Origin of the sequence: Winogradskyella sp. HaHa_3_26, from assembly GCF_019278425.1 — a bacterium.
Taxonomy (GTDB): domain Bacteria; phylum Bacteroidota; class Bacteroidia; order Flavobacteriales; family Flavobacteriaceae; genus Winogradskyella; species Winogradskyella undariae.
Genome location: NZ_CP058981.1, coordinates 249,850 through 270,279, shown reverse-complemented (window position 1 = coordinate 270,279; position 20,430 = coordinate 249,850). Strand labels below are relative to the sequence as shown.

Below are 20,430 nucleotides of genomic sequence, written 5' to 3'. Positions count from 1 at the left end.
TTTTATTTAAATAAAACATTTAGAAAAGATTATAATTCTTTTCTAAATGTTTTTCTTCTAGCATAAACTTTAGGATCAAAGTGTTTCCATATTTGTTTTATGGCGTGATTATCTTCTAGCTCTGGTGTTCTATAACACATCTCAATACCTTTTTCTTTAAAGGTTTCGTAATACTCATTAAAGATTACGGCGTGTACACCTTTGTTTTGGTAATCGGGATGAATTCCTATAAGGTAGAAAATAACTTCTTTACTATGTTTTTTTGCTTTCAGTATGTGTGTAAAACCAAAAGGAAATAATTTACCGTTAGCCTTTTGTAAAGCGTTAGCAAATCTAGGCATTACTACAGCAAAACCAACAAGGTTGTCATTATCATCAACTACAAATTTTATATATTCAGGATTGATAAAACTGATAAATTTCTCTTTAAAATATTCTTTTTGAATGTCTGTTATTTCAACAAAAGAAGATAGGGATGCGTAACTTTCATTAAACAAATCGAACATACGATCTACATAAGGCATAACTTCTTCAGTTTTAGTCAACTTTAGAGCCTTTAGCTTATAACGTCGTTTTATAAGTTCTTGTGCTTTTTTAAAGAATTCTGGTTTTACATTTTTAAATGGAAATTTACTTTCTGAGTATCCTTTTTCAATTTTAAAAGCATAACCTTCATAATGATTTACATAATAAGGATGATTATACCATGTAACCATTGTAGCTATATGATCAAAACCTTCTGTCATAACTCCAACTTTATCTAAGTTAGAAAAGCCAACAGGTCCTTCTACATATTCTAATTTATGCTCTTTACCTATATTTTCTACAGTTTCTAATAAAGCTTTACTAACGCTTAAGTCGTCAATAAAATCAAACCAACCAAAACGCATTTTTTTGATGTTTTGTTTATCAACCTCTAGCCAATTAATAATAGCTGTAATTCGGCCTACTATTTCACCTGATTTATAGGCTAAGAAAAAGCGGGCTTCTGCATCATTAAAAATGGGGTTTTTGTCTTTGTTAAAAGTTTCTAGCTCTTGTTTAATAATTGGAGGAACCCAATATTTAGAGTCTTTATATAATTTAAAAGGAAATTTGACAAATGCCTTTAATTCCTTTTTAGATTTTGCTTCTTTTATTGTTATCATGTACTTAAAGATGGCTATATATTAAGATTCGAAGTCATCAACATTTTTCTTCTTATTCTTCTTATTCTTGTTCTTTTTTTTCTTGAAACTACCATCATTTCCATTTCCGTTGTCAATCTTTTTATCCTTATGAAAATCTAAACGATATGAAGCTCCAAAAGCAATATTTAAAACTGTAGGTGTGTCTTTTGTATTAAAGGCAACATTTGCATCTAATTGGAAGTTTTTGGTCCATAAGTATGCACCACCAAATCTAAAAATATTATCAGCATAAAAATCACTTTTAATACCTTGTGCTTCACCAAAAACTACCCATTGTGGCGTAAATGAATGTGTTAATGTAAATATGTATTGAAAATCGGACTGGTCTGTAGCTATTCTATCCATGATTAAATTCATAACAAATACCCATCCGCCATTAAAGTTGTTTTGCGTTGCAAGCATAACTTTAGGACTGAATCCTTCTATATCAGGTGCCGTATAAGGATTATCTTCTGTATCAAAATTAGCTCCAGCATATACAGCAACTGCAGGGATTAAAGACTTCCAGCTAAATCTATTGTTAGCATGAAAACTATAGATGTTAGGTTTTTCTTCTCCTGCATTTTTATAAGGATCATAAACTAAATATTTAGCACCTAAAGTAAAATTTTTTAAGTTTGAGCGTTTATTTTCTCTAGGAATAGAACCTCCATTAAATGTTTGTGTGTCATTTTGATAAACACCATCTAAAGATAATTCTAATTGCTCGAAAAATAAACCGTAGCGTAGCGCAAAATCAAAGCCAAAACCTGAGACGTCATAATCGGCTAGTGCATGTTCTTCTTTTACCGTAAAAGCACCAGTTTCAAATTGTACAACACCTGTTCCTACAGAAAAGGCACTTTTAGAAACACCTGGCCTATTAGAGTTAATAACTTCAGTATATTGGGCGTTTGCATTAGTAAATGAAATTAAGAGAAGTAGGGCAAAAAATGATTTGAGTATTTGCATTATTTTTTCGTTTAAATTCAAATATAGATATTTTATACTTTTTTTAAGGAATAATAGCTGAATATAAATGAGTATAATTGTATTTTTGATATTATTTTTATTTATGATACAAGAAGCTTCGGCCATGGGATTACTAAAAACTATATTAATAATTGTACTTGTCTACTTCGGTTTTAAGATATTAGCACGATTATTTTCTCCTTTTTTGTTAAAATTTGTTGCTAAAAAAGCAGAAGAAAAATTTGGAGGTCAATTTGGAGGATTTCAAAATCCAAATCAACAACGACAAGAACAAAAGCAAAAAGAAGGCGAAACCGTTATAGACAAAATGCCTAATAAAAATAGTTCTTCAAATCCAAATGTTGGTGAGTATGTAGATTACGAAGAAATAGAGTAATATCTATCATTTCGTGATTACAGAAATCTTCAGTTTGGTTTCAAAAAAACAATTACTTTTCAGAATTCATTCAATAAAGTTTTCATATGTCATTATCTATTAAACGATTACTTCCTCATATCTTAATTTTAATTGGATTTGTGGTACTTTCCTTAGTCTATTTTAGTCCTGTTTTACAAGGGAAAAAAATTAACCAAAGTGATATAATGCATTACATTGGTATGGCACAGCAACAAAAGGAGTTTGCTGAAGCTACAGGTAAAGAAACCTATTGGACTGAAAGTGCATTTGGAGGGATGCCAACCTATCAGTTAGGAGCAAAATACCCACATAATTATATAAAAAAATTAGATTTAGCTTTACGGTTCTTACCAAGGCCAGCAGATTATCTGTTCTTATATTTTATAGGTTTTTATATTTTATTATTGTCGTTAAAAGTTGATTTTAAACTCGCTGCATTAGGTGCTTTAGCTTTTGGTTTTTCAACGTATCTTATAATAATACTTGGTGTTGGTCATAATTCTAAAGCACATGCAATAGCATATATGCCTTTAGTTTTATCTGGAATTATTCTCACATTTAGAAAGAAATATATTCTTGGTTTCTTATTGACGACTATTGCTTTAGGCTTAGAGATTGTAACGAATCATTACCAGATGACGTATTACTTATTGCTCTTGGTTTTAGTTTTAGGGTTAGCTTATTTGGTAGATGCTTATAAAAAGAAAGAATTACCTCATTTTTTTAAATCTGTAGGTTTACTGTCTGTTGGAGCACTATTAGCTGTAGGTCTTAATGCTACAGGTATTATGGCAACGCAAGAATATGTTAAAGAAAGTGCGCGTGGTCAAAGTGATCTAACCATAAATTCTGATGGTTCACCTAAAGAAGTAACAACAGGTTTAGATAGAGGTTATATTACGGAATATAGTTACGGTATTTTAGAATCTTTTAATCTTTATATCCCAAAATTTATGGGAGGAGGAAACTACGAAGATGTAGGTAAAGATTCTGAAACTTATAAAGCTTATATTGCTTTAGGCGCTTCGCCAATGGAAGCTTTAGATGCGGCCAGAAATGCACCAATGTATTGGGGAGATCAACCTATTGTAGAAGCACCTGCTTATGTCGGAGCAGTTATAATATTTCTATTTGTTTTAGGATTGTTTTTGGTAAAAGGAAGATTAAAATGGTGGCTTGTTGGTGGAACGCTATTATCTCTTTTATTATCTTATGGTAAAAACCTAGGGTTTCTAACAGATTTCTTTATTGATTATGTGCCGTTTTATAATAAGTTTAGAGCAGTAAGTTCTATACAAGTTTTATTAGAATTATGTATTCCGGTTTTAGGAATTTTAGGCTTATCACGTTTGTTTAGTAACGACTTTAAAGATGAAGAAAAACTTAAAGCATTATTATATTCTGTAGGGATCACAGCAGGTTTAGCTATAATCTTCTTGTTGTTTAAATCCATATTGTTTGATTTTGAAGGTTTAAGAGATGACCAATATATTGGTGCTTACGGACAGGCTTTTATGGATTCTGTTATTGATGACAGAAAAGCTTTAATGTCAAGTGATACCTTAAGAACGTTAATTCTTGTTTTGCTATCGGCAGGAACCATTTATTTATTCTTAAAGAAGAAATTATCAGAAAATTTAGTGGTCGTTGTATTTGCTGTTTTAATCCTTTTTGATTTAGTAACAGTAGATAAAAAATATGTTAATAATGATAATTTTATTTCAGCATTAAGAGTTGATAAACCATATCAAGCTAATAACGCAGATAAAGAAATATTAAAAGATAAAAGCCATTTTAGAGTGATGGATATGTCTACAGAAGGACAAAGAAAGCCTGCAAAAGCAGCGTATTATCATAATTCTTTAATGGGTTATAGTGCCGCTAAATTAGGACGAGTAGAAGAGTTGTTGGATTTTTATGTGTACAACAATAATATGAATGTTCTTAATATGCTTAACACTAAATATATTATAGCAGAAGAAAAAAACACCGTTTTTCCATATACTAATACAGATGCAAATGGTAATGCTTGGTTTGTTTCAAATCTTAAAGTAGTTGCAGGTGCGAATGAAGAAATTTTAGCTTTAGATAGTTTAAATACAAAAACTACGGCTGTTACAGAAAAACAGGTTGCTACAGATCATAATTTAAAACCTAGCTATCAATTAGATTCTACGGCTACTATTCAATTAAAAGAATTTAAGCCTAACTATCTAAAATACGAATCTAATAATAGAAGTAAAGGCTTAGCTGTATTCTCTGAAATCTATTATAACCATGGTTGGGATGCTTATATAGATGGGGAATTAGTACCACATTTTCGAGTAAATTACGTGTTAAGAGCATTAGAATTACCAAAAGGAAATCATACAATAGAATTTAAATTTGAACCACAAGTGGTTAAAACAGGAAGCAGTATTGCTTTGGCTAGTTCTGCTATTTTAGGATTGTTGATTTTAGCAGGATTGTTTTTTAAATTTAAAGACACAAAAGCTAAAGCTTAGATATGAATTCTACAGTACTAATTATAACTTATTATTGGCCACCTGCGGGTGGTCCTGGCGTACAACGTTGGTTAAAGTTTGTGAAGTATTTATCTGAATTTGGTATTGAACCGATTGTTTATTGTCCTGAAAATCCAAATTATCCAATTATGGATGAAAGTTTGGTAAATGAAATTCCTAATAATATTACCATTTTAAAACAACCGATTAATGAACCTTATGGTTTAGCAAGTTTGTTTTCTAAAGGAAGTGCTAAAAAAATAAGCTCGGGAGTTATCCCTAAAGCTAAAAAGCAATCTTTTATAGAGAAAGCAATGCTTTATGTAAGAGGAAATTACTTTATTCCAGATGCGCGTAAAAATTGGGTATCACCATCGGTTTCTTATTTGTCAGAATACATTAAAAAGCATCAAATTGAAACTATAATTACTACTGGTCCACCGCATAGTTTACATTTAATAGGTTTGCAGCTAAAAGCTAAATTAGGTGTAAAATGGTTAGCCGATTTTAGAGATCCTTGGACAACGATTGGTTATCATAAAGATTTAAAACTAACAGATTCTTCTAAAGCAAAACATTTAGATTTAGAGCAAAAGGTTTTAAATACGGCAGACCAAATTATTGTAACCAGTAATCACACTAAAAACGAATTTAAAACTAAAACAAAACAACCTATTTCTGTTATTACTAATGGTTACGATACGCATAAGGTTAGAGTAGAAGGGAAGGATGCTCAGTTTAGCTTATCTCATATTGGATCTTTATTATCGGAACGAAACCCTATGGTTTTATGGAATGTACTTTCAGAAATTATAAAAGAAAATAAAGACTTCTCTGAAGTATTTAAATTACAACTTATAGGTGTTGTTAGCGATGATGTTGTAGAATCTATACATGAAAATGGATTAAAGAACCATGTAGATGTTGTTGGTTATGTGAGCCATGATGAAGCTTTACAGTTTCAAATGAAATCACAGTTATTATTACTTATTGAAATAGATTCAGAAGATACCAAGGCTATTATAGCAGGAAAAGTTTTTGAATATCTCATTTCAGAAACACCAATATTAGCCATAGGACCAAAGGATTCTGATGTAGAGCAAATTATAACATCAACAAACACAGGAACCTACTTTAATTATCAGCAGAAGGCAGAACTTAAGACGCAAATATTAAATTATTTTGAAGCGTTTCAAAATAATAACTTACAAGTTAATGCTATTGGGTTACAACCTTATAGTAGAAAAGCATTGACAAAAAAGTTAAGCGAAATCATTAAGGATAGTTAATTTACTACCTACACTTTAGTCTTAAATTGTTGTACTTTGCTTCACTATGGGAATCGTCTTAAACCAGTCTTTTAAAAACACAGTCACCACATATTTTGGTTTTGGACTTGGTGCTATTAATACACTTTTTCTCTACACTAATTTTTTATCAGATCAATATTACGGTTTAGTTGCTTTTTTACTTTCAGCAGCAAATATTATGACGCCATTTATGGCATTTGGTGTTCATAATGCAATTGTAAAATTCTATTCCACATTCAAAACAAAAAATAGTATCAATAGCTTTTTAACCTTGATGTTGTTTTTGCCTTTATTCTTTATAATTCCGGCTGCATTTATAGGATATTTCGCTTATGATACAATTGTTCTGTGGCTTTCTAACGAAAATAAAATTGTAGAAAATTACGTTTGGTATATTTTTATTTTGGCAGTTTCAATGGCCTATTTTGAAATTTTCTTCGCTTGGACTAAAGTACACATGCAAACCGTTTTTGGTAATCTGATGAAAGAAGTTTTTCATCGTGTTTGTATTATGCTTTTATTATTTGGTGTGTATGTAGAATGGTTGACTGTAAATCAATTTATTACTGGACTTGTTGGTGTATATGTGCTGCGTATGGTTATTATGAAATTGTATGCTTATTCTGTACGGTTTCCGAAGTTGAAATTTCAAAAATTAGAGAATCAGTTTTCGATATTAAAGTATGCAGGTTTAATGATTATAGCAGGTTCTATAGCCATGCTAATTCTCGATATAGACAAGTTTATGATTGGCTTAATGTTACCAGATATTGAGCAAGTAGCTTATTACAGTGTCGCTATTTTTATAGCCACGGTTATTGCTGTTCCGCAACGTGCTATGCATCAAATTATGTTGCCATTAACGGCTAAGTTTCTCAATGAAAATAATAAAGTTGCTTTAGAAGATTTGTACAAGCGAAGTTCAATGACACTTTTGGTCATTAGTGGCTTTATTTTCTTATTAATTATTTTGAATATTAATCAATTATACGAAATTCTTCCAGAGAAATTTACAGGTGGTTTATTTGTTGTGCTCATCGTAAGCTTGGCAAAACTCTATGATAATAGTTTAGGGAATAACAATGCCATTCTCTTTAATAGCGATTATTACAGAATGGTTTTGTTTTTTGGTGTGCTTTTAGCAATTATGGCTATTGTGTTGAATGCGATTTTTATTCCTATTTATGGAATTGAAGGGTCTGCTTTTGCTACATTTTTAGCCGTTTTTATTTATAATACTATCAAAATTATATTTGTAAAGCGGAAGTTTAATATGATGCCTTTTTCAATGGGTTCTGTTAAAATTGTATTGGTATTAATTGTATTGACTATTGGCTTCTATTTCTGGGATTTTCAATTTCATCCTATACTAAACATTATTCTAAAGTCTGGATTGCTAGGACTTATTTATATGGTCTTAATTTATAAATTAAATATTTCTGAAGATATTTCTAATCAGATAAAGAAATATCTTAGACTAAAATAAAGACATAAAAAAGCCCCGAAAGCTGCTTTGGGGCAAACACTTACGGGACATTCTTCTAACCAACCAAAAAAAACTTTTTAACCTCTAGATCGTCTAGTGGTAGATCTTGTAGAATTCTGGTTGCTCGTTCTACTTGTATTAGTTGTCGACTTTTTTGTCGTTCTTGTTTTATTAGGAGTCACACTACGTTGTTTTGTGTTTTGTGACGCTGAACTTCTATTTATACGAGAATTTGTACTACTCGGTTTTCTAACTGAAGTACTATTTCTTGTTTTATTAGACACAGAAGTATTATTTCTGGTCACATTTCTATTAGAGGTCGTATTTGTAGAGCGTTGTGTTTGCGTTCTACTTGGTGTTACAACTCTAGTATTAGTTCTTGTCGTTGTAGTATTTCTTGTTCTAGGCGATGTTGTTCTAGTATTAGAACGAGATCTAGTTGTATTATTAGTACTACGTGTTGCTCTTGTACTTGCTATTGTTGTATTTCTACGTTGAACTTGCGTTCTAATAGTTCGTTCAGAATTATTTCTAGGAGTTTGTGTATAATTGTTATTTCTTACAGAATTTGAACGTCTGGTAACATATCCGTTACTTCTTCTTTCAATATTATAATGTCTTACATTATTAGTGTATGGTCTGTAATAAATATGTCTTGTAACTGTATAATATTGTCTATATGGATTTGCATGTACAATACTAAAATTAGCATGTGGAGCGGCATAAAATCTGTGCCATGGTCTATAAACATAAGATCTATTATAGGTATTGATAAATCCATCATAACCATAATAAACGTTATTTCTGTAATAAACATTTAATCCACCAACTCTACTAATTCTACCAAATCCATTATAATTAATCAGAATGTTTCCTATTTGATTAACACGACCATAATAATCATAATAAATTGGTGTATTTTCAATTTGAATAATAGCGCCATAGCTATCATATTGTACGTAAGGATTATAATCATAACCTGTATTAAAGCTTAAACTGAAACCAGGTGTATTAATTCCTACACTTACATCTGGACCATAGTTTGGTAAATAAAAATCAAATTGACCATCAGCAAATACTGAAAACTCAATACCTTCTTCATTAAATATGAAAGAATTGCCATAACCTTTCACATAGTTGTTAACAGAAGCTTCAGCTTCTGCTGTTGTGTTAGTGTTTGCGAATGCAGTTGTGCTTATAGCGACTAAGGCTGCAAATAAATATATAATTCGTTTCATAATAAATGGGTTTTAAATTAAACTCAGTTGGTATAAAACAAACAACGTGCCAAAATATTTATATGCTTGTTTTGTAGTGTTTTAGGTTGTTTTAGAAGATGGTTAATGTAACAATTTTAGAATTCAATCTTCTTATCTATAAGAACCATGAACTAAAATTGATTATTTTAGTCCTGATTAAAAACCAACCATGAGTACCAACCAAGTTAAATGTAAGAATTGCGAAAAACCTTTTGATGATCATTTTAAATTTTGTCCACATTGTGGTCAAAAAGTAAATGATCAATTAACGTTAGGTGTTTTATTTTATAATACCATTAATAATTACTTTTCAGTTGATGCTCGAATTTTTAAGAGTTTTATACCATTAATGTTTAAGCCTGGCTTTCTAGCAAAAGAATTTATCAAGGGAAAGCGTTCTTTATATATGCATCCTGCTCAGATGTATTTGTTTGTTACTATTGTGTTCTTTGCTTTATTTTCTTTTACTGCAAGTAACCAAAGAGATATGGTTAATAATGAATTAAAAAAAACATTAAAATCAAGTCGTGCTATTATTTCAGACAGTATTAAAGCTAATGAAAGAATAATTATTAAACGTGTTAAAGATTCTGTACGTACTGCGTTAGAAAATAATAAGAAGTATACAGGGATGACGGATAGTCAAATCGATTCGATCTCTTCTCAAGATGATTTATTAAAACCTAAATTAGATTTTGGATTTAACGAAAAAGAACTCGATTCTTTAATAGAAGCTGATGCTAGCGAAAAAGAGATCTATAAAACTATGGGATTGGATGAAAATCCAGGATGGTTTAAAGCAAAATTGTATTCTCAAGTTTTAAAGTTTTATAAAGCTAGAGATGGCGGTAATATTCTTAAAACCTTTTATGATACTTTACCAATTGCCTTGTTCTTTTTACTTCCAATATTCGCCTTTATTTTAAAGTTATTGTTTTTCTTAAAAGGAAGATATTCTCATCACTTAGTATTTAGTTTGTACTATTTCTCATATTTGTTTATGGTGTTTAGTATCATTTTAGGTATTAATTTAATTTGGGATATGCCAGATTTTATAGATTGGTTAATTGTTTTATCTACCAATTTATATCTCTTTTTGGCATTAAGGAATTTCTATAAACAAGGTTGGTTTCTAAGCTTCTTAAAAAATGGAATAGTAACATTTACCTTTATGTCTATAGTGATACCAACGGCAATTGTTTTTATAGGTTTTATAGCTTTTCTATTTTATTAATCCTTTAAAGATCCTGCATGCCAAATAGGAATATTTAAAAAATCACTCAAAGTTTCAGCATCAGCAATGATAGATTTTAAGTTGCCATGATCTACAACATTTTTTCTAGAAGCATCGTCTAGAACTAAATTTAGTTCAAAACTGTTGTAAGAGCTGTCATCAGATTTAATATGTTCGCCAATAAGTTGAATAGCCTTAATAGATTTTAAAGGAATATATGTTTTTGAATTCGCTATATCTCTTCTATGAATTTTAGTTTTATAAGATTTGTAATAGTAACCTAATTGTTTATCGAAAACTCTTGGCTTGTAAATAGTATAAAACATCGTTGCACCTGCACCACCAAAAATGAGACCTGCAATGAGTAACATCCAATTAACTTCAGTTAGGTCAAAATTGTTTTTAAATAGAGGAAACAAGCCATAAAATAAGATGCCTAGACCTACTGCTAGAAAGATAAAACAGAAAAGAGCAGAACCAATAGAAGGTTTGTAAAGGTATTTAGAACCTGACTTTTTTATAAGTACATTAGTTTTAAAACTAGCTCCGCCTGGTTTTAAAGGTGAAACAGAAACTCTAGCTTTAATACTATCGTCGGTCTTGTCTGAAGTATTTTCTCTAGCTTCTATGACTTCATTACTAAATCCTTTAGGTAAATCCATTTTATAGTTTCTCTTCTAGATATTTTCCGGTTACGGAATTCTTATCTTTTGCAATCTCTTCGGGTGTTCCGGCAGAAACTAATTTCCCTCCATTTTTTCCACCTTCAGGACCAAGATCAATAATATAATCGGCACATTTTATTAAATCTATATTATGCTCGATCACAATAATTGAATGCCCTTTTGCTATTAAAGCTTGAAAAGATTTTAATAATTTTTTAATATCATGAAAATGAAGTCCTGTAGTTGGTTCATCAAAAATGAAAAGCGCATTATCGCTCTTACTTCCTTTTCCTAAGAAGGTTGCTAACTTAATACGTTGTGCTTCACCACCAGAAAGGGTAGAAGAGGACTGCCCTAAAGTAACGTAGCCTAAACCAACATCTTGTAAAGGTTGAAGCTTGTTTTTTATTTTTGTTTGGTTATGAATTTCGAAAAATGCAATCGCATCATCAATGGTAAGATTTAAGACATCATCGATAGATTTTCCTTCAAACTTAACCTCTAAAACTTCCTTTTTAAAACGTTTACCGCCACAAGTATCGCAAGTTAAATGCACATCTGCCATAAACTGCATTTCAATAGTAACTTCACCTTCACCTTTACAGGTTTCACAACGTCCGGCATCAACATTAAAACTAAAATGTTTAGCGGCAAAGTTTCTAATATTACTTAGTTTTTGAGATGCAAATAAAGAACGAATATCATCATAAGCCTTAATATAAGTCACAGGATTAGATCTTGATGAGCGACCAATAGGATTCTGATCTACAAATTCTACATGTTGTACATTGCTCATGTTTCCTTTCATTTCAGAGAATTGACCGGCTTTATCACTAAAACCTGTCAATTTTTTCTGTATTGCAGGGAAAAGAATCTTTTTGACTAAAGTACTTTTTCCACTTCCAGAAACGCCGGTGATAACTGTAAGCATCTCTAAAGGAAAGGTGACATCAATATTTTGAAGGTTGTTTTCGCGCGCACCAACAATTTCAATTTTGTATTTAGAAGTTCTTCGTTTTTTAGGCACTTCAATTTCTAAATCACCATTAAGGTATTTGGCCGTTAAACTATCCGAAGCTAAAATTTCTTTAAAATTACCAACAGCAACAACTTCTCCTCCTAGGGTTCCGGCTTCCGGTCCTATATCAATAATAGCATCAGCCGCTTTCATAATATCTTCGTCATGCTCAACAACGATCACTGTATTTCCTAAATCTCTTAACGATTTTAAAACCTCAATTAAGCGTTCTGTGTCTTTAGGGTGTAAACCAATACTGGGCTCATCTAAAATATACATAGATCCCACCAAACTACTACCTAAAGAAGTTGCTAGGTTAATACGTTGGCTTTCTCCACCGGATAGAGTATTCGATTTTCTGTTTAAGGTAAGGTAATTTAGACCAACATTAGACAGGAATTCTAATCGTGTATTTATTTCTATAAGTAGACGTTTGGCTATTTGTGTATCGTATTCATTAAGTTTTAAACCTTTAAAGAATACGGCTAATTCATCTATTGGTAAATCGACTAGGTCTGTAATTGTAGCATCTTCAATTTTTACATAATTGGCTTCTTTACGCAAGCGTTTACCTTCACAAACACTACATTTTGTTTTACCTCGATAACGCGATAACATAACGCGATTCTGAATTTTATAAGCTTTAGATTCTAGTTCAGCAAAGAAATCATTTAAGCCTTCAAAATATTGATTTCCTTTCCAAATTAACGCTTTATCAGCATCACTTAATTTAAAATAAGGCTTATGAATAGGGAAATCAAATTGGTGTGAGTTATTAACTAATTGATCTCTGTACCAACCCATACTATCTCCTCGCCATGGAAAAATAGCATTTTCAAAAACAGATAAAGCTGTGTTGGGAATCACTAAATCGTCATCAATACCAATAACGTCGCCATAGCCTTCACATTTAGGACAAGCGCCATAAGGATTATTAAAGCTGAATAAATGCGCATTTGGTTCTAAAAAGGACATGCCATCCATTTCAAACTTATTATTGAAAAGCATTTGTTTATTGTCTGCTAAAGATTCTATGATACAAGTCCCAATGCCTTCATAAAAAGCAGTACCAACAGCATCGGCTAAACGGTTAAGAAAATCTTCATCATTTTTAAAAACAATTCTATCTACAACTAAAAATAAATCATCATCAGTAGTTATTTCTTGCTTTAAAGCATCGTCAATTCTAACAACCTCACCTTTAACCTTAATACGCGCATATCCTTGTTGTTGTAAGGTTTGAAGTTTGTTTTCTAACGTTCTGCCTTCTTCTAAAATAATAGGCGCTAAGAGTAATAGTTTAGAACGTTCTTCAAAGTTAGAGATGTAATTAATAACATCAGAAACTGTATGTTTTTTAACTTCATTACCAGAGATAGGTGAGTAGGTCTTACCAATTCTGGCAAAAAGTAATTTTAGATAATCATAAATTTCAGTGGTTGTACCCACTGTAGATCGTGGATTTGTAGAATTTACCTTTTGTTCAATAGCAATAGCAGGAGCAATTCCTTTAATATAATCTACTTTAGGTTTGTTCAGTCGGCCTAAAAACTGACGCGCATAACTACTCAAACTTTCTACGTAACGCCTTTGTCCTTCGGCATAAAGTGTATCGAAAGCTAAACTAGATTTACCAGAACCCGATAAACCTGTAATAACGACCAATTTATTTCTAGGAATAACAACATCAATATTTTTTAAATTATGAAGTTTAGCACCTTTAATAATGATGTTTTCTTTCGGATTAACGTCTAGGTTAGTAATGTTCATAGGTTTTTTAGATATCTAAGTTTGCAAAGATACTACAATACCAAATAAACTTTAAAGTATGATTCATAATTCACGAGGATAAATCTGTTAAAAGAAAGCGATTTTACGGCGTTTTTATTGTTTTTAGCTACAAATAATGATACTAGTTTTACATTTATTTAATATTTAATTCATCTGTTTAAGTGAATTTTCATCAGATAAATAGTTAAATTTTAGTGTTATTTTTTGTTTATTAGACAGGAATGTTGTTATATTTGAAACTTATTCATTTAAAAAACCATCTGCTTATCGCATAATATTACTTTAAGAAAACAGCTATAAACCCCAACTTAGTAGGCTACTACTAAGGACTAAAGTAATAATTATGAAAAAAGGACTTATACAAGACTCAGCTCTGGTTACCAACTATATTAATGGTGATGAGAATGCGCTTTCAATTTTAATTCAGAGGCATAAGCAAAAAATCTATAGTTTTATTTATTCAAAAGTTTACGATAGAGATATTACTGAAGATGTTTTTCAGGATACCTTTATTAAGGTTATAAAAAATCTAAAACGTGGTAAGTATAATGAAGAAGGTAAGTTTTTACCTTGGGTTATGCGTATTGCTCACAATTTGGTAATCGATCATTTTAGAAAAAATAGTCGTATGCCTAAATTTGATAATACTGGTGAGTTTAGCATTTTTTCAGTATTAAGCGATTCTAGTTTAAATGCAGAAAAAGTTTTGATAAAAGATCAAGTAGAATCTGATGTACGACGTATCATTCAAGAATTACCAGAAGACCAAAAACAGGTATTGTTGATGCGTATGTATCAAGACATGAGTTTTAAGGAAATTTCTGAACGCACAGGTGTAAGTATAAATACGGCTTTGGGTAGAATGCGTTATGCACTTATAAATATGCGTAAGGTAATTGATCAAAATAATATCATTTTAACAAATTAATACAATAAAGTATTTAATAGTACGTTTTTGCTATATATAAACTCATAAATAGTGAAAATGGCAAAAATTTACTCTAATGCTTCTTCAAAACATAATAACCTACAACCTAAGGATGAAACAGTTCGTTTTATTTTGAATTATTCAAAAGCCTTGTGTGTTATAGATTATAATAACTTGGAGTTTGAAGCACTCTTAAATTAATTAAAACAAAAAATCCTGATATTTTCATATCAGGATTTTTTAGTTAAAAGTAATTCCTCATAGTTTTGAGTCGTAAGGTATTCTTGCTTTAAATCTTTTAAATATTGAATTGTTTTTTCTTTTAAAGGATGTTTGTCTACGAGGCAATTTTTGATGTCTTTGTCATAGATCGTTAAAATAATGTACCAATGGCCGGTTCGTGTTGCGTAATTACCTTCAAACAATCGCGAGTTACCATTTGGCATCAATTACAGCGAATGGTAAATTTACTTTTTCATCAGTACGCTCTGCTTCATGATAGGATAAATATAAAGTTTCATTTTTAAGTTGAAAGGGAACATTATAACCAACATCAACATGATTTAGTTGGTGTTTTTTATTGATATAATTATAGAACTCTTCTGCTTCTTTTGAATCTTTAAATATAAAAGAAGTTTCTCTTGGCATATCTTTATGAAACTTCTTTGCCTGCATTATTTTGTAATCTTGATTTTTAAAACGCGGCGCAATTTTAACAGGTATACAAGATGTAAAAGAAAATACGACAGCAATAGCTAAAAGTTTTTTCATCGATTGATGATTTTCTAAAATAAGTCTCAAAAATTGTTCTATTTCTTCTTTTTATAATAATCATCTAAGACCGTTTTACGACCTATGGTTTTTGTAATGATATCTTTTTCCATATCCCATCCACGAGCAGGTGAATACTCTCTACCATACCAAATCATTTGAAGGTGTAAATCATTCCAGAGTTCTTCTGGAAATATGCGTTTAGCATCTTTTTCGGTTTGTACCACGTTTTTACCATTAGTTAAATTCCAACGGTACATTAAACGATGAATATGGGTATCTACCGGAAATGCAGGTATACCGAATGCTTGAGATAATACAACGGCAGCTGTTTTATGTCCTACAGCAGGCAATTCTTCTAAACCTTCATAAGTTTGAGGTACTTCTCCATTATACTTATCAATTAAAATATGTGATAAACCATAAATTCCTTTACTTTTCATAGGTGATAATCCCACAGGTTTTATGATTTCTCTAATTTCTTCAATACTTAATTTTATCATGTCGAAAGGATTATCAGCACGCTTAAATAATAACGGCGTAATTTGATTAACACGTACATCTGTACTTTGTGCAGACATTAATACGGCAATTAATAAAGTATAAGGATCTTTATGGTCTAAGGGAATCGGGATTTCAGGATAGAGTCCTTTTAACGTATTTATAACAAAGTCTACCTTTTCTTGTTTAGTCATTTCATCGTATTTTTACAGAAAGACAAATTTAAGCATTATGACGCATTTAAAAGTAGGAGATAAGGCTCCAGATTTTTCAGCATTAGATGAACAAGGAAATACCATTTCACTTTCGGATTATAAAGGAAAGAAATTGGTTGTATTCTTTTATCCAAAAGCAAGTACACCAGGTTGTACCGCAGAAGCTTGTAATTTAAATGACAATTATGACCGTTTTAAAGCTCAAGGTTATGAGATTTTAGGTGTTAGTGCAGATAGTGCTAAAAGGCAAACTAATTTTAAAAATAAATACGATTTTCAATATCCTTTATTAGCCGATGAAGATAAAGCTGTTATTGAAGCATTTGGTGTTTGGGGACCTAAGAAATTTATGGGAAAAGAATATGATGGCATTCATAGAACAACCTTTATTATTGATGAAAACGGTGTGATAACAGATGTTATAGCTAAAGTGAAAACTAAAGCGCATACAGATCAAATATTAACGGAAGAATAATATTTTTTACAGCATAAAAAAAGCGACTATTCACTATGAATGGTCGCTTTTTACTTTTATATAATTTTGTTTTATCGCTTATGCATTACTTCTTCAGCTTCCCAGCCAAATAAGCTTTCTTCTTTTATTAGATCATCTACACCTTCAGGTAACATTGCTTCCCAACCATCTTCGTTATCTACAATCATTTTAAGGACTTTTCTAGAAAACACAGATAGATTTGAAGCGTCTACATCAGAAATGTCTACGACCTTACCATTGTATTTGAAGAATTTGAATAATTCCTTCATTCTTGGATGTACTTTAACGTTTTCGCTAGTTGTTAAGGTTCCATCCTCATTTTCCATAGGGTATAAGTAAACACGTAGGTCTTTGTAAAATAATTTTCCAAAGGCTTCTAAGATGCCACCACTTAAGTGACGGTAATATTTCTCATCAAAAATATCAACAAGGTTATTAACTCCCATTGCTAAGCCCATTCTGTTCTTAGTGTATTGAGAGAAATACTCAACTAATTTATAATATTCTTGGAAGTTTGAGATTAATACAGTTTGTCCTAACGAGCATAATAATTTTGCACGATCCATAAAATCTTGCTCGTCAATTTTACCTTCAGCTCTTAAGTTAGACAAAGTGATTTCGAAAATAACTTGCGTTCTGTCTTTTTCTACTTTATTTTCTTTAACAAACATTTCTAGAGACTTCTCTAGCATGTCCATATTTACTTTAGTAACAGGTCTAAAACTACCTCTTAGCGCTAAAATATTTTTTTTATAAAGTACACGAGCCGGTAAAACGTTATTACCATCTGGTGAAAACATTACAGCATCAGTCATCCCATTTTTAACGAGTTGTAAACTCATTAAACGGTTATCTACATCTTTAAATACAGGTCCAGAGAAATTAATAGTATCAATTTCTAATTGATCTTTATCTAAGTGATCGTATAAGTAACGTAACAGTTTACGAGGCTGATTGTATTTGTAAAAAGCACCATAAATAAGGTTTGTTCCTAATTTACCTAGCGTTTCTTGTTGTAAACGAGCGTCTGTTTCTTTAAATCTAATATGAAGAACAATCTCATTATATTCTTGTCCAGAACCAACTTGATATTTTATTCCAACCCAACCATGACCTTTATATTGCTTAGCAAAATCTATAGTTGCAACCGTATTAGCATAAGAGAAAAATATTTTATTAGGATGTCTTTCTCTAGTAATGCGCTCCTCCATTATATTTACTTCGTGATTTAGCATTTTACGAAGTCTTGCCTCTGTTACGTAACGACGATCATCTTCAATACCATATATCGCATCACTAAAATCTTTGTCATAAGCAGACATCGCTTTAGCAATGGTTCCAGAAGCACCACCTGCTCTGAAAAAATGGCGAACCGTTTCTTGTCCAGCTCCTATTTCAGAAAATGTTCCATAAATATCAGCATTAAGATTGATGCGCAATGCTTTATCTTTAAGAGATGGAATATTTTCGAAATCAGTATCGCCTGTATACGTTATTTCCTTCATAGAGTTTAGGTTTCTGTCCTTTAAGCAAAGGTAAGGTTTTACTATTGCAAACAAAAAAATAAGCTTATTTTTGTCCTACCATTTACGACTTAAAATTATATGATAAAAAATAGGTGTGTTTTTTATTTTATCGTGAAATAATAAGTGAAAAATAACATTTTTATTGCGGTTTTTTTAATTCTAGATGGGTCTTACTAAATTGAAAAGGTTTGAAAATTACATTTTTAGGTACTGGTACTTCTCAGGGGATTCCCGTAATAGGAAGTGATCATCCTGTTTGTTTAAGTGAAAATTTTAAGGATCAACGCTTGCGAGTTTCTGTGTTGGTAGAGTGGGAAGATTATACTTTTGTAGTTGATTGTGGTCCCGATTTTAGACAACAAATGCTTAGGGCAAAAGTCTCTAAAATTGATGGTATTATTTTCACTCATGAGCATGCAGATCACACCATGGGGTTAGATGATATTCGTCCATTTTTCTTTAGGCAAGGTGATATTCCTCTATATGCCCATCAACGAGTTTTTAAAGCTTTAGAGCAACGTTTTGATTATATTTTTACAACAGAAAATAAATATCCAGGCGCTCCAAATGTGATAAAAAATGTAGTAGAGAATCAGTCTTTTTTAGCAGGAAATATTAATGTAATGCCTATTGATGGTTTGCATAATAAACTTCAGGTTTTTGGATATCGATTTCGAAATTTTGCCTATTTAACGGATATGAAAACGATAGCAGATGAAGAAGTTGAAAAGCTTTATGGCTTAGAAGTTTTAGTCGTGAATGCTTTGCAGATAGAACCACATATGTCGCACTTTAATTTAGAAGAAGCACTCACTTTTATTGCGCGCGTAAAACCTAAACGCGCTTATCTTACACATATTAGTCCTTATTTAGGATTTCATGATGAAGTAGAGAAAAACTTACCAGAAAACGTTTATTTAGCATACGATAATTTAAAAATTACCATTTAGAGATGAAGAGCAAAATTTTAATGTATTTATTTATTTTTTCAGTATTATTATTAATATTTCAATATGTGAATTCAAAAAACATACTTGATAAATATGAGGCAGATATTGTTAAGGTAAAGGCTAAAGTTGTTGAGAAGAATAAAATTATAAAGTCTTTAGAAGATAAAAACTTTGAATTAAATTACTTTAATATTGAAGGAAATGAAGATGCTCTAGGTTATTTTGAAGCGTTTGGTTATGATACTGAAAAATTAATACCTGCTATCCGAGATGGTCTTTATAGTATGAATGATTACGAAGGTGACGAACATCCTATAGTACCATATGTATCGATGACGGATTCTAAATTATTGATTAATAAAGTTAGAATTTTAAATCACAAATGGATTATTGCCAATTTTACAGACGGCAAACATTGGGGTGAAATTTTGGTAAGCTATTCTATTGACGAAAACAATGATCTTAAATATAAATTAGTGGAATACTTAATGTATCCTATACTTAATTAAAGATGTGAAAGTTTTCAAACAGAAATCGTAACGACGGTTTCTGTTTGAAATTTCAATTTGTTAGATATGCTTTTCTAACCAAGCTTTTAAATCATGGAAGTTTTGAGGCGCAACACCATGTCCTACAGGGTATTCTGTAAATACATTATCTATTCCTAAAGTTGTTAAGTATACAGGTGCTTTTTGTGCCCAATCTACAGGTATTACTTGATCTACTGATCCATGCGAGCAAAAGAAATTTAAGTGAGATATACGATCTTTATCAATCACTTCAGGTAACATATCTTCGCTGATATAACCACTTAAAGCAATTACATTTTTAACTTTTTCGGGATAAGTAAGTGATACCGCATAACTTAAAATTGTTCCTTGACTAAAACCTAAAAGGGTTACGTTTTTAGTGTCAACAGGGTAAGTCTTACAAGCGTAATCTATAAAATCAGAAATTAAACCGATAGACTCCTTAGCTTGTGGTACATCGTTCCATTTACCTCTTTCTGCATCAAAATTAATTGCATACCATGCATTTCCATAGGGTTGCATTGGGTGTGGTGCTCTCACAGAAATAATAAATAATTCTTCTGGTAACTCTGAAGCAAATGAGAATAAATCATTTTCATCACTTCCGTAACCGTGGCACATAATTAATAATGGTGCGTTTTCTTTTAAAGTTGAAGGTCTTGTAATGTAGTGTAGTTGAGACATATT

The 20,430-nt window shown here is 31.0% G+C and carries 19 protein-coding genes; 10 read left to right on the top strand and 9 right to left on the bottom strand.

What is annotated here, in order from left to right; genetic code table 11:
* Nucleotides 1–29 precede the first annotated feature (29 nt).
* Both H0I32_RS01185 and H0I32_RS01180 read right to left on the bottom strand, forming a co-directional pair.
* Complete coding sequence (locus H0I32_RS01185) at nucleotides 30–1,148, bottom strand: GNAT family N-acetyltransferase (protein WP_179312988.1); 1,119 nt, start codon at nucleotides 1,146–1,148, stop codon at nucleotides 30–32.
* A 21-nt stretch (nucleotides 1,149–1,169) separates the two neighbouring features.
* A complete protein-coding gene (locus H0I32_RS01180; RefSeq protein WP_179312989.1) occupies nucleotides 1,170–2,141 on the bottom strand; it encodes a transporter in 972 nt (323 codons plus the stop codon).
* Nucleotides 2,142–2,265: 124 nt separating this feature from the next.
* On the opposite strand from H0I32_RS01180, the gene H0I32_RS01175 reads away from it, so the two are divergent.
* From H0I32_RS01175 to H0I32_RS01160, 4 genes are all read left to right on the top strand, one after another.
* Complete coding sequence (locus H0I32_RS01175; protein ID WP_246293576.1) at nucleotides 2,266–2,538, top strand: DUF4834 family protein; 273 nt, start codon at nucleotides 2,266–2,268, stop codon at nucleotides 2,536–2,538.
* Between the two features lie 86 nt (nucleotides 2,539–2,624).
* Complete coding sequence (locus tag H0I32_RS01170) at nucleotides 2,625–5,063, top strand: YfhO family protein (RefSeq protein ID WP_179312990.1); 2,439 nt, start codon at nucleotides 2,625–2,627, stop codon at nucleotides 5,061–5,063.
* Nucleotides 5,064–5,065: 2 nt separating this feature from the next.
* Complete coding sequence (locus H0I32_RS01165) at nucleotides 5,066–6,352, top strand: glycosyltransferase family 4 protein (RefSeq protein ID WP_179312991.1); 1,287 nt, start codon at nucleotides 5,066–5,068, stop codon at nucleotides 6,350–6,352.
* A 46-nt stretch (nucleotides 6,353–6,398) separates the two neighbouring features.
* On the top strand, nucleotides 6,399–7,859 hold the full coding sequence (locus H0I32_RS01160) for a polysaccharide biosynthesis C-terminal domain-containing protein (RefSeq protein WP_179312992.1): 1,461 nt from the start codon (nucleotides 6,399–6,401) through the stop codon (nucleotides 7,857–7,859).
* Nucleotides 7,860–7,936: 77 nt separating this feature from the next.
* Here the strand turns inward: H0I32_RS01160 and H0I32_RS01155 are convergent, their stop codons facing one another.
* On the bottom strand, nucleotides 7,937–9,097 hold the full coding sequence (locus H0I32_RS01155) for a hypothetical protein (protein ID WP_179312993.1): 1,161 nt from the start codon (nucleotides 9,095–9,097) through the stop codon (nucleotides 7,937–7,939).
* Between the two features lie 190 nt (nucleotides 9,098–9,287).
* Here H0I32_RS01155 and H0I32_RS01150 point away from each other — a divergent pair, with 190 nt between their 5' ends.
* Nucleotides 9,288–10,352, top strand: coding sequence for a DUF3667 domain-containing protein (locus H0I32_RS01150; protein WP_179312994.1), 1,065 nt, complete (start codon nucleotides 9,288–9,290; stop codon nucleotides 10,350–10,352).
* Here H0I32_RS01150 and H0I32_RS01145 read toward each other — a convergent pair.
* Nucleotides 10,349–11,014 (bottom strand): hypothetical protein, encoded by a 666-nt coding sequence (locus H0I32_RS01145; protein ID WP_179312995.1) that lies wholly within the window; start codon nucleotides 11,012–11,014, stop codon nucleotides 10,349–10,351. The genes H0I32_RS01150 and H0I32_RS01145 overlap by 4 nt on opposite strands.
* A 1-nt stretch (nucleotide 11,015) precedes the next feature.
* Entirely contained in the window at nucleotides 11,016–13,805 is a 2,790-nt protein-coding gene (gene uvrA, locus H0I32_RS01140; RefSeq protein WP_179312996.1) for an excinuclease ABC subunit UvrA, read from the bottom strand.
* Between the two features lie 364 nt (nucleotides 13,806–14,169).
* Between uvrA and H0I32_RS01135 the strand changes: the two genes are divergently transcribed.
* Both H0I32_RS01135 and H0I32_RS01130 read left to right on the top strand, forming a co-directional pair.
* Nucleotides 14,170–14,754 carry an RNA polymerase sigma factor gene (locus H0I32_RS01135; protein ID WP_173589200.1) on the top strand — a complete coding sequence of 195 codons (585 nt, stop codon included), beginning with the start codon at nucleotides 14,170–14,172 and terminating at the stop codon, nucleotides 14,752–14,754.
* A 57-nt stretch (nucleotides 14,755–14,811) separates the two neighbouring features.
* Entirely contained in the window at nucleotides 14,812–14,955 is a 144-nt protein-coding gene (locus H0I32_RS01130; RefSeq protein WP_173589199.1) for a hypothetical protein, read from the top strand.
* A 231-nt stretch (nucleotides 14,956–15,186) separates the two neighbouring features.
* Here H0I32_RS01130 and H0I32_RS01125 read toward each other — a convergent pair whose 3' ends face one another.
* Both H0I32_RS01125 and H0I32_RS01120 read right to left on the bottom strand, forming a co-directional pair.
* The gene (locus H0I32_RS01125; RefSeq protein ID WP_179312997.1) at nucleotides 15,187–15,525 is read right to left on the bottom strand and encodes a hypothetical protein; all 339 of its coding nucleotides are present in this window, start codon (nucleotides 15,523–15,525) and stop codon (nucleotides 15,187–15,189) included.
* A gap of 38 nt (nucleotides 15,526–15,563) precedes the next feature.
* Nucleotides 15,564–16,220, bottom strand: a complete 657-nt coding sequence (locus tag H0I32_RS01120) for an endonuclease III domain-containing protein (RefSeq protein WP_179312998.1) — start codon at nucleotides 16,218–16,220, stop codon at nucleotides 15,564–15,566.
* Nucleotides 16,221–16,257: 37 nt separating this feature from the next.
* Here H0I32_RS01120 and bcp point away from each other — a divergent pair, with 37 nt between their 5' ends.
* A complete protein-coding gene (gene bcp, locus H0I32_RS01115) occupies nucleotides 16,258–16,716 on the top strand; it encodes a thioredoxin-dependent thiol peroxidase (protein ID WP_173589196.1) in 459 nt (152 codons plus the stop codon).
* A 71-nt stretch (nucleotides 16,717–16,787) separates the two neighbouring features.
* Here bcp and H0I32_RS01110 read toward each other — a convergent pair whose 3' ends face one another.
* Entirely contained in the window at nucleotides 16,788–18,242 is a 1,455-nt protein-coding gene (locus tag H0I32_RS01110; protein WP_173589195.1) for a TonB-dependent receptor, read from the bottom strand.
* A gap of 209 nt (nucleotides 18,243–18,451) precedes the next feature.
* Here H0I32_RS01110 and H0I32_RS01105 point away from each other — a divergent pair, with 209 nt between their 5' ends.
* Nucleotides 18,452–19,213, top strand: a complete 762-nt coding sequence (locus H0I32_RS01105) for an MBL fold metallo-hydrolase (RefSeq protein WP_179312999.1) — start codon at nucleotides 18,452–18,454, stop codon at nucleotides 19,211–19,213.
* Nucleotides 19,214–19,215: 2 nt separating this feature from the next.
* Complete coding sequence (locus tag H0I32_RS01100) at nucleotides 19,216–19,722, top strand: hydrolase (protein ID WP_246293577.1); 507 nt, start codon at nucleotides 19,216–19,218, stop codon at nucleotides 19,720–19,722.
* 60 nt (nucleotides 19,723–19,782) lie between these two features.
* Here H0I32_RS01100 and H0I32_RS01095 read toward each other — a convergent pair whose 3' ends face one another.
* The gene (locus tag H0I32_RS01095; RefSeq protein WP_179313000.1) at nucleotides 19,783–20,427 is read right to left on the bottom strand and encodes an alpha/beta hydrolase; all 645 of its coding nucleotides are present in this window, start codon (nucleotides 20,425–20,427) and stop codon (nucleotides 19,783–19,785) included.
* Nucleotides 20,428–20,430: the final 3 nt, after the last annotated feature.

Excerpts from the sequence above, each read along its gene's own strand:
- H0I32_RS01135 (WP_173589200.1), top strand. The coding sequence starts at position 14,170 with ATGAAAAAAGGACTTATACAAGACTCAGCTCTGGTTACCAACTATATT.
- H0I32_RS01125 (WP_179312997.1), bottom strand. The coding sequence starts at position 15,525 with ATGAAAAAACTTTTAGCTATTGCTGTCGTATTTTCTTTTACATCTTGT.
- H0I32_RS01165 (WP_179312991.1), top strand. The coding sequence starts at position 5,066 with ATGAATTCTACAGTACTAATTATAACTTATTATTGGCCACCTGCGGGT.
- H0I32_RS01180 (WP_179312989.1), bottom strand. The coding sequence starts at position 2,141 with ATGCAAATACTCAAATCATTTTTTGCCCTACTTCTCTTAATTTCATTT.
- H0I32_RS01175 (WP_246293576.1), top strand. The coding sequence starts at position 2,266 with ATGGGATTACTAAAAACTATATTAATAATTGTACTTGTCTACTTCGGT.
- bcp (WP_173589196.1), top strand. The coding sequence starts at position 16,258 with ATGACGCATTTAAAAGTAGGAGATAAGGCTCCAGATTTTTCAGCATTA.
- H0I32_RS01185 (WP_179312988.1), bottom strand. The coding sequence starts at position 1,148 with ATGATAACAATAAAAGAAGCAAAATCTAAAAAGGAATTAAAGGCATTT.
- H0I32_RS01155 (WP_179312993.1), bottom strand. The coding sequence starts at position 9,097 with ATGAAACGAATTATATATTTATTTGCAGCCTTAGTCGCTATAAGCACA.
- H0I32_RS01100 (WP_246293577.1), top strand. The coding sequence starts at position 19,216 with ATGAAGAGCAAAATTTTAATGTATTTATTTATTTTTTCAGTATTATTA.
- H0I32_RS01130 (WP_173589199.1), top strand. The coding sequence starts at position 14,812 with ATGGCAAAAATTTACTCTAATGCTTCTTCAAAACATAATAACCTACAA.
- uvrA (WP_179312996.1), bottom strand. The coding sequence starts at position 13,805 with ATGAACATTACTAACCTAGACGTTAATCCGAAAGAAAACATCATTATT.
- H0I32_RS01145 (WP_179312995.1), bottom strand. The coding sequence starts at position 11,014 with ATGGATTTACCTAAAGGATTTAGTAATGAAGTCATAGAAGCTAGAGAA.
- H0I32_RS01160 (WP_179312992.1), top strand. The coding sequence starts at position 6,399 with ATGGGAATCGTCTTAAACCAGTCTTTTAAAAACACAGTCACCACATAT.
- H0I32_RS01170 (WP_179312990.1), top strand. The coding sequence starts at position 2,625 with ATGTCATTATCTATTAAACGATTACTTCCTCATATCTTAATTTTAATT.
- H0I32_RS01095 (WP_179313000.1), bottom strand. The coding sequence starts at position 20,427 with ATGTCTCAACTACACTACATTACAAGACCTTCAACTTTAAAAGAAAAC.
- H0I32_RS01110 (WP_173589195.1), bottom strand. The coding sequence starts at position 18,242 with ATGAAGGAAATAACGTATACAGGCGATACTGATTTCGAAAATATTCCA.
- H0I32_RS01150 (WP_179312994.1), top strand. The coding sequence starts at position 9,288 with ATGAGTACCAACCAAGTTAAATGTAAGAATTGCGAAAAACCTTTTGAT.
- H0I32_RS01120 (WP_179312998.1), bottom strand. The coding sequence starts at position 16,220 with ATGACTAAACAAGAAAAGGTAGACTTTGTTATAAATACGTTAAAAGGA.